Source organism: Hymenobacter cellulosilyticus, from assembly GCF_022919215.1.
In the GTDB taxonomy this organism is placed as follows: Bacteria; Bacteroidota; Bacteroidia; order Cytophagales; family Hymenobacteraceae; genus Hymenobacter; species Hymenobacter cellulosilyticus.
Map to the genome: position 1 here is coordinate 5351632 of NZ_CP095046.1, position 15085 is coordinate 5366716.

The 15085-nt window shown below is 57.3% G+C and carries 14 protein-coding genes and 1 pseudogene; all 15 read right to left on the reverse strand.

Translation table 11 applies throughout. The annotated features are described in order from the left end of the window. Nucleotides 1-83 precede the first annotated feature (83 nt). Entirely contained in the window at nt 84-3230 is a 3147-nt protein-coding gene (locus MUN79_RS26185) for a DUF8818 domain-containing protein (RefSeq protein ID WP_244675428.1), read from the reverse strand. Continuing rightward, nucleotides 3230-3619 (reverse strand): hypothetical protein, encoded by a 390-nt coding sequence (locus tag MUN79_RS26190; protein ID WP_244675429.1) that lies wholly within the window; start codon nt 3617-3619, stop codon nt 3230-3232. Before MUN79_RS26190 ends, MUN79_RS26185 begins: the two co-directional genes overlap by 1 nt. 167 nt (nt 3620-3786) lie before the next feature. Then, complete coding sequence (locus MUN79_RS26195; RefSeq protein WP_244675430.1) at nt 3787-4131, reverse strand: ATP-binding protein; 345 nt, start codon at nt 4129-4131, stop codon at nt 3787-3789. Nucleotides 4132-4163: 32 nt separating this feature from the next. Further along, the gene (locus MUN79_RS26200) at nt 4164-5309 is read right to left on the reverse strand and encodes a histidine kinase dimerization/phospho-acceptor domain-containing protein (protein ID WP_244675431.1); all 1146 of its coding nucleotides are present in this window, start codon (nt 5307-5309) and stop codon (nt 4164-4166) included. After that, entirely contained in the window at nt 5195-5647 is a 453-nt protein-coding gene (locus MUN79_RS26205) for a hypothetical protein (RefSeq protein ID WP_244675432.1), read from the reverse strand. Before MUN79_RS26205 ends, MUN79_RS26200 begins: the two co-directional genes overlap by 115 nt. Nucleotides 5648-6263: 616 nt before the next feature. Next, nucleotides 6264-7409 (reverse strand): hypothetical protein, encoded by a 1146-nt coding sequence (locus tag MUN79_RS26210; protein ID WP_244675433.1) that lies wholly within the window; start codon nt 7407-7409, stop codon nt 6264-6266. Nucleotides 7410-7770: 361 nt separating this feature from the next. Beyond that, nucleotides 7771-8016 (reverse strand): CAMCR motif-containing small membrane protein, encoded by a 246-nt coding sequence (locus MUN79_RS26215; protein WP_244675434.1) that lies wholly within the window; start codon nt 8014-8016, stop codon nt 7771-7773. 41 nt (nt 8017-8057) lie between these two features. Next, nucleotides 8058-8611, reverse strand: a pseudogene (locus MUN79_RS32120) (DUF420 domain-containing protein). After that, nucleotides 8586-9260 (reverse strand): SCO family protein, encoded by a 675-nt coding sequence (locus tag MUN79_RS26225; RefSeq protein ID WP_244675435.1) that lies wholly within the window; start codon nt 9258-9260, stop codon nt 8586-8588. The pseudogene MUN79_RS32120 and the gene MUN79_RS26225 overlap by 26 nt, the downstream one beginning before the upstream one ends. A gap of 3 nt (nt 9261-9263) precedes the next feature. Beyond that, entirely contained in the window at nt 9264-9605 is a 342-nt protein-coding gene (locus MUN79_RS26230; protein ID WP_244675436.1) for a cytochrome C oxidase subunit IV family protein, read from the reverse strand. Nucleotides 9606-9652: 47 nt separating this feature from the next. Then, complete coding sequence (locus MUN79_RS26235) at nt 9653-10426, reverse strand: cytochrome c oxidase subunit 3 (RefSeq protein WP_244675437.1); 774 nt, start codon at nt 10424-10426, stop codon at nt 9653-9655. A gap of 22 nt (nt 10427-10448) precedes the next feature. Then, a complete protein-coding gene (locus MUN79_RS26240) occupies nt 10449-11036 on the reverse strand; it encodes a cytochrome c oxidase subunit 3 (protein WP_244675438.1) in 588 nt (195 codons plus the stop codon). 9 nt (nt 11037-11045) lie between these two features. After that, entirely contained in the window at nt 11046-11897 is an 852-nt protein-coding gene (gene cyoE / locus MUN79_RS26245) for a heme o synthase (RefSeq protein WP_244675439.1), read from the reverse strand. A 51-nt stretch (nt 11898-11948) separates the two neighbouring features. Then, a complete protein-coding gene (locus tag MUN79_RS26250; RefSeq protein ID WP_244675440.1) occupies nt 11949-13028 on the reverse strand; it encodes a COX15/CtaA family protein in 1080 nt (359 codons plus the stop codon). A gap of 171 nt (nt 13029-13199) precedes the next feature. After that, nucleotides 13200-15062 (reverse strand): cytochrome c oxidase subunit I, encoded by a 1863-nt coding sequence (locus tag MUN79_RS26255; RefSeq protein ID WP_244675441.1) that lies wholly within the window; start codon nt 15060-15062, stop codon nt 13200-13202. Nucleotides 15063-15085: the final 23 nt, after the last annotated feature.

The following is a 15085-nucleotide window of genomic DNA, read 5'->3' on the forward strand; positions in this document are numbered from 1 at the left end:
TGCCCTACTTGTTATGCCCCGAATTGGTGCGCCTGGTTGGTTCCAGGCAGCCCGGTTCGGGGCATTGGCATAGCAGCGCCGGGCTAAAACAGCACCGACACCTGCATGCGGCCGGTATGAATGGGGGCCAGCCCGTTGGGCTTGCGGCCGTCATAGGCCAGGGTGATGTTCAAGCCGTTACTCAGGCGCTGCTCCACGTTCAGGTTCCAGGTGAAGTTGCTGCCGGGGCGCAGGGCATTCAGGATTTCCAGGGCCACCAGCGAGGTCTGGTCGTCATCGAAGCCTACGCGCACGTAGCGGGCCGTGCCGCTCACCGTGCGCTTACTCACCTGACTGACGCGTGTTTCCAGGCCTAGCTCATCAAACACCCCGCGAATATCCTGGTCGGGGCCGGCGGTGTTGCGCTTGTCGAGGCGCTGGTAGGTACCGGTGAAGCGCAGGGTGCTGTTGGGCTGGTAGCTGATTTCGGGCGTCACTTCGTAAATCAGCAGCCGGAAGTTGCGGGTCGGCGAGTAGTCGGAAATACTTTCCCGGATGCTGCGGGCCGTATTGAGTCGCCCGGTAAAGGACTGGGCCAGCGTACGGCGCAGCAGCACCGACTGGCTGGCCAGGTTGCGCAGGTCGAAGCCCTGGGAAAGTAGCACCTTCTGCTGGGTTTGCTGCACGGTAAATTCGGCCCCAAAAATCGGGTTGGAGCGGTTGAAGTACAGCGTATTGCGCAGCTGCTTATTCAGCGACAGAAGTAGCGTGTCGGCTGTCTGGAAAGCAAACGGGTTGAGGCGGGAGCTCAGGCTTTTGTCGATGGTGCGCCGGTCGAGGGTGACGCTGCTGATGGTGGAGAATCGGGCCAGCAGGCTGCGCCAGCCGGGCTGGTCGCGCCACTGCCGCGGGGCATTCAGGGTAAGGCGGTAGCCGAAGCGGTTGGTAAAGGCCACGATGTAGTCGTCGGTGGGCAAAAATACCTTGATGTAGGTCCGGTATTGCGCCTCGGGCGTCTGAGCTTCAAAAAACTCGTCCTTCTGCTGAATTCCGTCCTTGTTGGTATCCTGGTAGTAGTGAGTGCCCTGCCCCGCTACCACGGCAATAAAGGAAAAGTCGCGCCGCAGCTCCCGGCCGGTAGCCACGCTGTAGCTCAGCTCCGAGCGCAGCACATTCTGCAGAAACGTGGCGTTCCAGTCGATTTTGCCCAGCACGGTGCTCTGGCGGGCACTGTCGCGGGCACTCAGGTCGCGGTAGGTAGCCAGCAGATTCAGGTCCTGGTTCTTGCCCAGGCGGGTAGCCAGGGTGCCTTGCCAGGTTTGGGCCTGCCCGCGAGTTTGGAGCTCGTTGAGCAGAGGCGTTTGGTCGCGCCGGTAGGTGTAGTCGAGGCGGTAGCGGGTTTTGGCGCTGTCCTGGCTTTGCACAAACACATTGTGCTCGTCGAAGTAGTTGGCTGAGCTTAGCGAGTCGCCGCTGGGCAGGGCCACCCGGTTTTTATCGAAGCGGTAGGCGTAGCCGGGCACAATCGGGCCGCGGGCGTAGCGGGCGGCGGCTTCGCCGCGGGCCCACTGCGAGCGGAACCGCCCGGCTTCGGTACTCAGCAAAAACAGGCCGGCGCGCATTTCTACGTCCCCCACCTTCTGGGCCACATCCAGCCAGTTCTGAATTCCGTTGACTTCGTCGGCCCGGTAGCGCCGCGTCACCCGGTAGTTGATCAGGTTGTTGGCATCCTTTACGGCGCCCACCGAGAAATTGAGCACGTTGTCTTCCCGCGCTGCCCTTCGGGTAGCGTTGCCCTGCACAGTGCTGGTGGTGCTCCAGTTGCGGTCAAACTCAATGTCCCGGTACCGGTCGATGGGTGCGAAGCGGTGGCTGGTGTACTCGTAATCCAGGGCGCTGCGAAACTTGTAGGACTTAAGCACAGGCAGGGCCAGCGTGCGGTCCAGCACGGTGTAGCCCACGTGCAGGGCCTGCCCCTTATCGGCCTGGGGCGAAAATCGGTTGAGGTCGAGGGCCGTGGAAGCCACGTTCACGAAGACAGCCGTAGTGGAATCGAGGCGGTAATTGGCACCCACCGAAACCATCTGCTTTTCCAGGGGTGTGGGCAAGAGCCGCTCGTCGAGGTAGCGCCCCCGGCCCGGCCCCACGTACTCGTACACCCGGCCGTTGGCATTGGTATAGCGCGTACTCAGGTTGTAGCTGCCGCCGCCCGTGCCCTTGTCGGTAAAGCGCACCGTGTACACCTGCCGGGTGGAGTCGGGCGGGTAGGTGTAGATTCTGACCAGCTGCTGAGTGCCGGGGTCCAGCACTTCGGTTTGGTTGTACTGCACCTGTCGCCGGTCGTACTGCTCGGCAGTAGCCCCGGGCGCGCTCACCTGACTCACGTTTTCACTTACGCGCTGCAGCAGGGCCCGGGTGGTGTCGTCCAGGGTCAGGTTGGGCGAGTTGTCGGGGTTGTCGGCTTCGCGGTAATAGTTGGCGTGCACGCTCAGCTTACCCACTTCCTGGTAGTGGCTCAGGTGGTAGAGCGAGCGGGCATAGTTGAAATCGGAATACTCGAAGTCGACCTTAATGCGGGAGTTGCGGGTAATCAGGTGCTGGGGCGAAAACGTTACCTCGGCCTGGTTGTAGTCGATGACGTAGTCGAAATCAAAGCCCCGGGTCATCAGGCGGCCGTCGAGGTACACCCGCTCGGAGTTGGCCAGCACGATGATGAACTGCTCGCCGTTGGGGCCACGCAGGCGGTACGGCCCCTGCACGTTCTCGATGGGCGCAATGTCGATGGAGGCAAACTTGCCCTTGGCCACGCCCGCTGCCACCGTGGTCGTGCTGCGGTAGCCGGGCTTGGTGGTCAGGTTAGCTTCGATGGCGGCGCCCTGCACATTCTTGTAGAAGCGCAGGAAGTAGTCGGGCTTGTTGCGCAGCACCACGTCGCCGGCCGTTAGGTTCCAGCGCGGATGAGTCAGGGTGATATAAATCCGGTCGAATTCCTGGAGCTGCTGGGTGTTGCCTTCGGGCTGAAACGGCACGCTCTGGTCACTGATGGCGGCCGTAAGCGTGATGTCGTCGGTGAGCTTGCCGTCGAGCTGCAGGTTGAGCGAGGAGTTGACAAATACGTTCTGGGTGTTGCCAAAGGAAATGCCGCGCGACAAATTACCGGTCTTGTTGATGCCCGGTGTGCTAAGAATCTGCTCCTTGACGGCAAAATCCTGCATCCCGAACGGGCGTCGTCCGAAGCCCACGCTGTCCATCAGAGAACGGGGCCGCCGGTAGCGGGGCCGGCCAGCTGCAGCGGCAGCACCCGGTAGCACACCAGCACCGAGTCGGCCACGGGGCTTGGTATGGCACCGGTGGAATCAGGAGCGGCGGCCGGCGCCGGGCGCACTATCCGGTAGCGGCCGGTGCGGGTGTCGTAGTCCACGGAGCGGCCCAGGACGCTCACGGAAGAAGGCACAATGGTCACCGAATCCGTCAGCGTAAAGCTGGTTGTGTCGCGGCCCGGGGTGAGGCGCACCCAGCGGCAGCGCCGCGATGATGGCACGTCCCGTTGTTGCTGGGCCTGGGCCGCCTGTACGCCCAGCAGCCCTCCGAGCACCAACAGGCAAATGCGCAGGAATTGAAGCGTATTGCTGCTGATCATTCGGTACTGGCAACGGGTTAATTCTCGGCGGGTAGTAATGCGGCTCAACAACGCGCAACGGCAGCCATTTCGTGCCAGCCGCCAGGAGAACTTGGGGTTAGAACTCCCGGAACAAGGCGGTTCTTCTTGTACCGGCTCCAGAACTTAGGCGGCCGGCGCTTGCAAAGCTACGCTGGAGCCAGCGGCAGCTCAATACAGAACGTGGTACCGATGCCTTCCTGCGTTTCAAACCAGATTTTGCCGCCCGCGCTTTCAATCCCGCGCCGGGCCACGGCCAGCCCGATGCCCGAGCCGGATTCCTTGGTCGTAAAGTTCGGCACAAACACTTTGTCGCGCACGTTCTCCGGAATCCCGGCCCCGTTGTCCTGAATACACACCCGTACCCGGTCCTCTTCCACGATTTCGAGCTGGGCCTGAATCAAGGGCTTGCGCGACTCGGGCACGGCCTGCAGGGCATTGATGAGCAGGTTATTAAAGGTGCGCACCAGCAGATTCTCGTCGGCAAACACCACGTACTGCCCGTCTTCGGCCTCCGACGTCAGTTTCAGGTCAATTTTGCCGCCCCGGGCTCCCCCTGGTGCAGGCCTACGCAGCGGCGCAGAATGGAAGCCACGTCGAGCCGCTCGGGGCGCATGGCGGGCAGGTTGGTGAAGTTGCTGAACGAGGTGGCAATGTCGCTGAGCACGTCGACCTGGGTAATCAGGGTCTGGGAAATCCGGCTAATCAGCTCCTCGGCGTTGGGCCGTTTTTCGGCAATGGCCTTCTGCAGAAACTGAAGGCTCAGCTTCATCGGCGTCAGCGGGTTCTTGATTTCGTGGGCTACCTGCCGGGCCATTTCGCGCCAGGCGGCCTCTTTTTCCTGGGTGGCCAGCTCCTGCTTGCTTTCCTCCAGCTTGAGCAGCATGGCGTTATACTCGCGCACCAGCAGCCCGATTTCGTCTGACGACTCGTAGGCCAGCATCTCGTTCTGCCCGGTCAGGGTGGTATGCCGCAGCTTCTCGGTCAGCACCTTCAGCGGCGAAGTCAGCATCCGGGAGGCAATAAAAGTCAGCACTAGGAACAGGATGAACATCACGGTGAAGATGTTCAGAATGGTCGAAATCAGCTCGATGAGCTTGTTGTCCAGCTCTTTTTCCGAGTCGAAAAACGGAATGCCCACGTAGCCCACCACCACGTTGGCCCGCTCCGGCCCGATAACCGTGCGCAACGGCAGGTACAGCGAGTTGAAGGACAGGGAGCCGGCCCGCTCGGTAAGCAGCACCCGGGGCTGAGCCTGTTCGGCCAAGGCAGCGGCGGCCTGCGGATTCATCAAAGGGCTCAGCAGGCCCGTCTCGAAGATGAGGGGCTGGCTGCTTACCAGCAGCACGCCCTGGGCATCGTAGAGGTTCAGGTCGGTTTCGGTCAGGCTCGACACGTTTTCGGCCAGATCCACCAGGGCTGTACGGCTGGCAGTGTCGGCCAGTACGCCGCGGTTTTTGAGCAGATTTTCCTGCACCGTTCGCCCCCGCCGCTCATAGGTGCGCAGCAAGTCGCGCTTGTAGGAGTTGGTCACCTGGCTGGCCGTGGCAATACTTACTACCACCAGGGGCACGAGAATGCCAAAGTTGAGAAACAGCTGAATCTTGGTGCTGAAGTTGGTGCGGAAAGCCTCGAAGTATCGGCCCCGGGCCAGCATGTAACCCCGATACACACCAGGGAGAAAAAGGTGTGCAGCAAAAACAAGAAGGAGAAGTTGGCCAGCCAGTCGGCTACGGAGTACGTTGCCGTGGTGACTACCGCCGTGCGGTTCTGGGGGCCGCGCACGGCCAGGTGGTGAAACCCCTTGACTGACAACCCGGAGCTGTACAGACGCGGGTCGAGCAGTTGCTGGGCCGAGAGTTGGTTGACGTAGTCGAAGTCGCCCTCATTGTACACCAGACGGCCATTTTCGTAGCCTGCGTAGCTGAGCTCTGGCCCCAGGCTGGGCTGGAAGAACTTCTGGTCAACCAGCAGCTCCGGCACCACGCTGTAGGCCGCCAGCTTTTTCAAGGACAGCTCTAGCAGCACGCTGCTATTGCCCCGCGCGGGCTCGGCACGGCCACAAAGGCCACGTAGCGCCGGGTACTAAACGAGTTGGGGTTGCGAATGAGGTAGACGTCGGGCTGGTCGGTAGCTACGGCCGCGCGCAGCAGCTGCCGGCGCATCGCACCCAGTTGAACTGTCGACTTGGGCTCCTGAATCGGCTTGCCGGATGGGTCGAACAGAGTTACTTTCACCTCGTACTTGTCGAAATAGTCGCGCAGGTAGTACTTGACAATCTTCTGCCGCACCACGTCCTGATTGCTAAACGGGCTGGCCAGCATGGCCCGAATCAGCGGGTCGGCGGCCATTTCGCGGGTACGCTCGGCCAGCAGGTATTCCCCTTGCAGGTCATTATCTACCAGCAGGTTCCCGGCAATCTTCTGTTTGGTCAGCACCAATTGCCGGTCGAAATGCTCGTACAACGCCAGCGCCCCAACGGCCGAGCTGATACCCAGCATCAGAAAGATGAACAGATACACCTGATAGGGCACGATGGAGGCAATCTGCTTGAGCCCGGTGATGCGTACCACCAGGAAAAACAGCAGCGTGAGGCCCAGCAGAATGGCCGTCGACTGGCCCAGCGCTACACCCGTAGGCAGGAACAGTAAAGTGGAAACCGCCAGTAAAGCAGCGCCCAGCCGGCGGGTAGAGGGCCGGCCAATGGCAATGAAAAGCTGGGACAGGATATAAAACCCAACCAAATAGCTACCCGTGTGCAGCACGATGGCCAGGCCCAGCAGCAGCTTAAAATTCGAAACCTGAATATTCTGGGTGATATCCAGTACCAGTTGGGAGTTATTGAAACTATTGGCGTAAAACCGGAACAATAGCTCCAGTAGCCCCAGAAAGCCATAACTATTACGGCCCCGCTGACCACCCGCCCCCAAAAGTTCTGAATGTGGCGCAGCTGCCGCACCATACCGTAGCGCCGAAACAGCAGCAGCAGGTAATATGCCGTCAGGGTGAGCAGCAGGGCATTGATGAGCAGGTCGCCCAGGGAGGGGGAAAGCCAGGACGCGGCATACAGGCGCGGGTCGAAGAGCGGCAGTTCCACAATGGAAAAAGGCAGGCCCAGATAAAGCAATACCGCCCGATAAGCCGCCAGCGGCACCACGATACTGGCGGTACCGGCCAGAATACGACCCTGGCCCAGAAGGCGCCTGGCCAAGACCAGCCAGCCCACAATGTAAAGCCCTGTGCCTAGCCCCAGAAAGGCGAGCAGCAGGTATTTGCCCGTTATGGGGTTGCTCTGCAAGCTCTCCACCGAGCACAGATACTTGCCTTCCTGGGAACGAAGCCACGGCAGGCGGGAACCCGGCATGTTGGGCATAATCCGCACGTTGAGCCCGCGAAACAGAGCCTTTTCCGACCCTTCCCGCAAATATCGGTTGCTTATACCGTAGCGCTTTTCCAGCGGAATATACGTCAGCACTACGTAGGGGCCCGCCGTTTGCCGGAACGCCAGATAGTAGCCAAACTTCATTTCCACCAGCTTCTCGCGGAACGGCTGGCCTACATTCTCGGGCTCGGGCCGGGTGGTATGGTCCGACCAGTACAGGAGCTTCTCGCCGCGGAAGACAAAGCAGGGGTAGGTAGTACGGCCGACCAAAGTGCCAAAGTTGAGCTCCCCGCTCAGCAGGCGCCGGGCCACATCCGTGCCTTCGCGCTGAGCGACCTGCTCGGCCCCTTCCACCAGGTTTTGCAGGCGCACCACGTCGGTGTGCAGCAATACGCCGGAAGCGCGCGTCCCGTACTGGTTGCTCAGGAAGGCCCCACAAAGCAGAGAGTGGCCACCAGCAGCACGACAAAGGGTGAAAAACGGGACGACTTCAACAGCAGAGGTAATACGTAATGGCTACAACAGAGAAATTTTGGAACCGGGGCCCAACAAAAATGCCGCCAAAGGGCGGCATTTCCTATTCGTAGAAGTTTGCAAACCAGCCTATCAGACGGAGGTCCGGAGGCGTATGCCACCAAAAAAGCACAGCATCACCACCTGACTTAGCGAAACAACAGTGTGAGCAAAACACGGTTTCGTTTTCTAGCTGTTGCATACTGCCAAACCGGAAAGAGTCAGGCGGCTTCAGGCCTTACTTCTTTTTCTTGTGGCTGTTGCGGTACCAGAAGTAACCTACCGTGCCAATCAGCAGGTAAGGAATGGCCATCAGGTACACGATGCCCTTATTCAGGCCCGAGGTATCGTATGAGTCCTTCTCGGTGCGGGCAGCTTCCACCTGTGTTTTACACATGGTGCACTGTGCTTGTGCGCCCAGTGGGGCCACGCTCAACAGCACGGCTAGCATCAGGGCAAATAATCCAGCTCCTATCTTTTTCATCTATTTGAAAACCTACTGCGTGAGAAAAAGTTGCCTGCGAATCAGGTATAGTACGGCGAAATCATGAAGTACACGATTACGCCCGTAATCGAAACGTACAGCCAGATGGGAAAGGTCCAGCGGGCAATGCGCCGGTGCTTGGCAAACTGCTCCGTCAGGGCGAAGTACAGCGTGAACAGCACCAAACCTACCGTTACGGCTGCCAGTAGAATATGGGTCAGCAGGATAAAGTAGTAGATGCCGCGAATCAGTCCCTTCCCCCAAAGACAGTGGAGTCTACCTGGGAATGGTATACCACGTAGGAAACCAGGAACAGGGCACCCAGCACGAAGGCCGTGCCCATCATCGCCCGGTGTTTCAGTACCTGTTTCTGCCGGATAAAGTAGAAACCCAGCAGCAGGCATACTGCGGTCAGGGAATTGAGCACCGCATTTACGGCCGGCAGAAATTTTACCTGGGCACCGGCAATATGAAATGACTTGGAGTAGAAATGCAGAATGGCTACTACCACTGGTATAGCCACTCCAAGGGTAATCATGATGGCCTTGATCCGGGCGTTGTTCCCTGGATTAACGACCGGACTTGTCGTGGTCATAATTGTACAGCAAAACGCTGATTTCGGTGATGAGGCGCTCTACCTCCCGCGGCTTCATGCCGTCATAAATGCCCCGCACCTGGTGGTTGCGGTCCACCAGATACAGGTTCTGACTGTGCACAATGCCCGGGGCAGTACCCGAGGGAGCCGGCAGGCGAAACTCCTGCGTTGCTAACCGGTATAGCTCAGCTTTGTTGCCAGTCAGGAAAAACCACTTCCCGGCAATAGCGCTGTACTGCTCGGCATAGCGGGCCAGCACGGCTACCGAGTCGTGCTCGGGGTCGACGGTGAAGGATACGAGCTTTACGCGGGGCTCCTTGCGAAACTTCTCCTGCACCCGCATCATCTGGCTGCTCACCCGTGGACAAGCGCCGGGGCAGGTGGCAAAAAAGAAATTGGCCACATAGAGCCCGCCATTCAGGTCCTGCCGGCTTATCACGCGCCCCGATTGTGAGGGCAGTCGAAAATCAGCCAAGGTATGAAAAACAGTATCGCGCTGCCACTTCCCCCCTACCAGCGTCGAATCGACACGGTCGGGCAGGTAAGTTGGCAGCGCGAAACGATTGGTACCGAAGGTTTTCAGAAACAAAAACGCTAGTACCGGCAATAGCAGAATGAGGCCCAGGACCAGGGTTTGCTTGGGCCGCATTGGTTACTTAAACGCGTTGTAGATGGTCTCGCCGATAGCCGAGCCTTCGGTAATCAGGGCCACCATCAGCCAGATCAGCAAAGCCATAGGTATCATGATGGACCAGATCAGGCCCTTGGTCTCATGCTTGAGGTGCATGAACTCAGCCACGATAAAGAAAGCCTTGAAAATGGTGAGGATAATCAGGATCGAGTTCCGGAAGGTGCTCGGGTCCATGATAAAGGTTACGGCAAATTCCAGGGCAGTAATGCCGACCAGAACAAAGAATGTTCTCCAGATCCAGCCCGTAACGGGGCGCGGAATCTCACCGGTTGGCTGGGTGTGGTCAGTTGCGTGATGAGCCATATGAGTAGGGAATTAAAAGCGAAGTGAAGTGACGAAACGGGTTCGTATTAAACGAGGTAGAAGAAGGTAAATACGAATACCCACACCAAGTCTACGAAGTGCCAGTACAAACCGATTTTCTCTACCATCTCGTAGTGGCCACGCTTTTCAAAAGTACCGTTGGTGGTAGCGATGAAAGCCCAGGTCAGCAGCACCAGACCGCTAAATACGTGAGTGCCGTGGAAGCCGGTGATAAAGAAGAACAGGTCGGCAAATAGTACGGGACCGTACTGGTTCATCTGCAGGTTAGCACCATGGAAAATTGTACCGTCCAGCATTTTGGTGCCCGCGTCCGTACCGTGGATAAAGTGGCTCCACTCCCAGGCCTGGCAGCTTACGAACGTAGCCCCGAAGAGCAGCGTCCACAACAGCCATTTCTGTACGTCGGCCTTGTCCATGCGGTGGCCGGCTTCTACGGCCAGTACCATCGTCACGGAGCTGAAAATCAGAATCATCGTCATCAACGCCACGAAGGCCAACGGCAAATCCATGCCATGCAGACCGGGGAAGGAGTTGAAAACTTTGTCGGGGATAGGCCAGTACGCCGTGGAAAACTCAAATTTGGCGTGGTCACCGGTGTAAGCCAGGTGGCGGTGGCGCATCAACCCGTAGGTTGTCAGGAAGGCAGCAAACGTAAAGGCATCCGACAGCAGGAAGAACCACATCATCAGCTTGCCATAGCTAGCCTTAAAGGGTTCATTGCCGCCATCCCAGGTCCCGGAGCGGGGCCGCTCGATGGAGGCGTTGTTGTGAAGCGTCTGCGTCGTGGAGGTGGTGGACATAACGAGCGAAGTAAAAACGAAATCAGTGGTTCAAAAGTAGGAACAAATACAGGTACAACCAAAGCGCGCCGAGGAAGTGCCAGTAGATTGTGGCATTGCCAATGGAGAGCATCTGGCGGGAATGTACCTGATAGTTCAGGCTTTTACGCAATACGATGAGCAGAAAGATTAGGCCCGTAATTAAGTGAAAACCGTGCACGCCGGTCAGCACATAGAGGAAGGAGCCAGATGGGTTTGCGTCTACGCCGCCGAAAAAGATCTTGTTCTCTACCAGGTCTCCCCACACGTTCCACTGCCCGACCAGAAACACGAGGCCCAGTACAAACGTCAGGAATAGACCGATTTGGGCCCGGCGCACCTCGTCCTTTTGCGCCGAAAAGTAAGCCCACTGCATAGTCGCGCTACTGAGCAGAATCACAACAGTGGTGTAGAGCAGGCCGCCCGGCAAATCGAACTCCAGCCAGTTGCCTTCCTCCCGCCGCACAATGTAGGCGCTGGTATAGGCAGCAAAAATCATCGTAATGCTGATCATCATCAGCCACAGTAGCAGCCGCTTGGGGTGGGTACCCGTGCCGGCTTCTTTGTCTTGCAAAATTTCGGAAGTTGCCATCCTGAAACGTTAAATTTTATCAAAAACCAGCGCAATCTGCACGATTGGCAGGTATAGAAACGACCCGAACATAATGCGCATGGCAGCCTTTTTAGAGCAGGTTCGCATCAGGTAAAAGGTCTGCATCAAAAACAGGACTCCACAGACCACGGCAATCAGCGCTGAGGTTTTGCCCGCCATGCCCAGCTGCAGGGGCAGCAAGCTCAGCGGAATCAGCAGCAGCGTGTAAGTCATGATCTGGAAAGCCGTCCGCAAATCCTTGCCGCCCGGGGTGGGCAGCATCTTGAAGCCGGCCTTCTTGTAGTCCTCATCTAAAACCCAGGCAATGGCCCAAAAGTGCGGAAACTGCCACATGAATTGAATCCCAAACAGCACCCAGGCTTCCGTACCCAGCACGCCCGTAGCGGCCACCCAGCCCAGCAGCGGCGGCATCCCACCCGGAATGGCTCCAACGGCCACGCAAATAGGAGAAATGGTCTTGAGCGGGGTATATACGAAGCCGTACAGAATCAACGACAGCAGGGAAAGCGCAGCCGCCAGCGTGTTGAAAAAGTACCCGAGGATAAACAACCCCGCAATGCCCATCACAAGGGCAAAGACCCAAGCTTCAGCAGCCGACAGTACGCCCGTCGGCAACGGCCGCTTGGCCGTGCGCTTCATGAGCTTGTCAAGGTCAATTTCGTGAATCTGATTGATGGTGTTGGCCGAGCCCGTCACGGCCAGTCCGCCCAGCAATACGAGCAAGGCCCGGCTCCAATCAAACTCCTGCGCACCGAGCAAGTAGCCGATGGCACTAGAAAAGGCCACCGTTAATGCCAGTCGGAACTTGATTAACTGGAAATAGGCTTTGGCTTTCGTCATTCTTACGCAATCAAAACTCCCGCCAGATCAGCCTCAAACGGGGCCGCAAAGTTACGCAACAACGCTCGGATAAGCGGCCTGCCGCTCGAATTTCGTTGCCCGACTATACAGAACAATAGTCAGAAACTGGGTTCCGAATAAGACGGTAGCTACCGTGAGATGAATGGGCTGCACCAGCGCCGGTAAGGCAAAGTACGCCAGCGTAATGCCCGCAACGATTTCCAGACCAATTAGCCCCATGTTCAGCAGAGCCATTCGGCGCAATTGATTTGAGGGCAACTGATATAACCGGTAAGCCACGTAGGCATTCAGGAGCAGCAATAAAGCTGAAAACGTGCGGTGGACCTTAAAGACGTTGCCTAACTGCTCAACCCAAGCCGTGCGGTTCAGATAGTTGGCCGTGCTAGCTACTATATCTACTTCCTCGCGCACCTGAGTGCCCAGCACGATCTGGGCAAAGGTAAGTAGCGTAATCAGCCACAGCCATGCGGGCATAGCAGGAGCTACGGGCACTGGCTCTGAGGTGGCCGTCTCGCGCTGGGAGCGTATTACCGCGTAGATCAGCAAGGCTACAATAAGCAGCGCCAGACCCATGTGAATAGTCACCATGATAGGCAGCAAGTTGGTTGATACAACCAGCGACCCCAGATAACCCTGAACTCCGGTCAGCAGGAAGGACCAGAAAGACAACCAAAATACGCTTCGGTCACGCCGCCAGTACGGTAGCGCAAACACGACTGTCAAGAAAACAAACACCCCAATCAGGGCCCCTACCAAGCGGTTGACGTACTCAATCCAGGTCTTGGTGACGTTGAAGTCGGTTTCTATGTATTGCGTGGGGTGGGCGAAAATCTCGCCGGCCACTTGTTTAAAGCCCAGCCGTTGGAGCGTTTTAGCTAGTTTCTGATTCTTGGCTACGCGCTGAGCCGTGTAGATTTCTTTGTAGTTGGCGGGCAACTGGCTGGCTTGCGTAGGTGGAATCCAGGTTCCAAAGCATTTCGGCCAGTCAGGGCAACCCATTCCAGAGCCGGTACTGCGCACTACTCCCCCTACCATAATCAGGATGTAAACAGCCACTACGGTTACGATTCCAATCAGGCGGAAGCGGCGCACAAATGCGGGTACAATCATAGTCTTTACGAGTGCTTATGCTACTAATGAAACAATCGAAAAGACGGTTTGATTAGACAGCAAAATGGGGAAACCCAGCCGGTGATGCCGGTACCGGATTTCCCCATGTCTGGGTAATAAAAAACGGGCCGCCGTGAATACAGCGGCCCGTTTCAGATGGCATTTAGCAGGCTATTCTTCGGTGTCGCGCTCGTAAGGCAAGTTCGAAGACTGGGTCTGCGAATACGGTACGTTTTGCGGGATGAAGTCCTCAGCGGCACCGGGCTTGCTATAGTCATAGGGCCAACGGTATACGGCAGGGATTTCGCCGGGCCAGTTGCCGTGACCAGGAACCACCGGCGTCGTCCACTCCAGCGTCGTCGACTTCCAGGGGTTTTCGGTAGCCCGACGGCCGCGGAAAATGCTGTAGAAGAAGTTAAAGACGAAGATGAATTGACCGAGGAAGGCCAGGATAGCAGCAGCCGAGATAAACTTGTTCAAGTCAGCAAACTGGCTGAACGAGTCGAAACCAGTCCAAGCGTAGTAACGACGGGGGAAACCAGCAATACCAACGTAGTGCATTGGCATGAACACCAGGTATACGCCAATGAAGGTCAGCCAGAAGTGGATATAACCAAGCTTCTCGTCGAGCATACGGCCGAACATCTTCGGGAACCAGTGATACACACCAGCAAACAGACCGAAGAAGGCTGACGAACCCATTACCAAGTGGAAGTGAGCTACCACGAAGTACGTGTTGTGCATCTGGATGTCGATGGCAGCGTTACCTAGGATAATACCGGTCAGACCACCCGAAATGAACAGCGACACAAAGCCAATCGAGAACAGCATGGCGGTGGTGAAGCGGATGTTACCGCGCCACAGGGTCGCCAGCCAGTTGAAAGTCTTTACAGCCGATGGTACAGCAATAATCAGCGTCAGGAACATGAACACCGAACCAAGGAAGGGGTTCATGCCGGTTACGAACATGTGGTGAGCCCACACAACGAACGAGAGCAGCGAAATACCGAGCAGCGAGCCAATCATAGCGCGGTAGCCGAAGATTGGCTTGCGCGAATTGGTTGCCAGGATTTCCGATACCATACCCATGGCAGGCATAATAACGATGTATACTTCGGGGTGACCCAGGAACCAGAACAAGTGCTGGAACAGAATTGGGCTACCACCCTGGTGGTTCAGTGCCTGACCGGCAATGTAGATATCCGACAGGAAGAACGACGTACCGAACGAACGGTCGAAGATCAGCAGCAGAGCGGCCGAGAACAGAACTGGGAAAGAGAGCAGACCCAGGATAGCCGTCAGGAAGAAGGCCCAGATGGTCAGGGGCAGCTTCGACATCGACATGCCGCGAGTACGCAGGTTGATTACCGTAGTGATGTAGTTAACACCACCCAGCAGCTGCGACACGATGAACAGCGCCATTGAAACCAGCCACAGCGTCATACCCAAGCCCGAACCGGGAATAGCCTGGGGCAGAGCGCTCAGCGGTGGATAAATTGTCCAGCCAGCAGCGGCAGGACCCGTCTCGATGAACAGCGAGGCGAACATGATAACACTGGAGATAAAGAAAAACCAGTAGGAAAGCATGTTCATAAAGCCCGAAGCCATGTCGCGGGCACCAACCTGCAGCGGAATCAGGAAGTTGGAGAAGGTACCCGACAAGCCAGCCGTTAGCACGAAGAATACCATGATGGTACCGTGCATTGTGACCAGAGCCAAATAAAACTCGGGGTTGAGTTTACCAGCTTCGATCCACTTACCCAGGAATGGCGACAGCCACTCAAAGGTCGACTCGGGCCAGCCGAGCTGTAGGCGGAACAAGCTGGAAAGAGTACCACCAATGATTGCCCAGAAGATACCCGTAATTAGGAACTGCTTGGCAATTACTTTGTGGTCCTGACTGAAGACGTACTTGAACAGCCAGTGCTGATCATGGTGCTCGTCGTGGTGCAGGTGCTCGTCGTGCGTAGTACTTGGCTCGGTTACCCCGATGCCACCCTGCACTTGCGAGTGAGTAGGAAGATTAGCAGCCATAGAAGAGAGCGTGCGTTAAATAA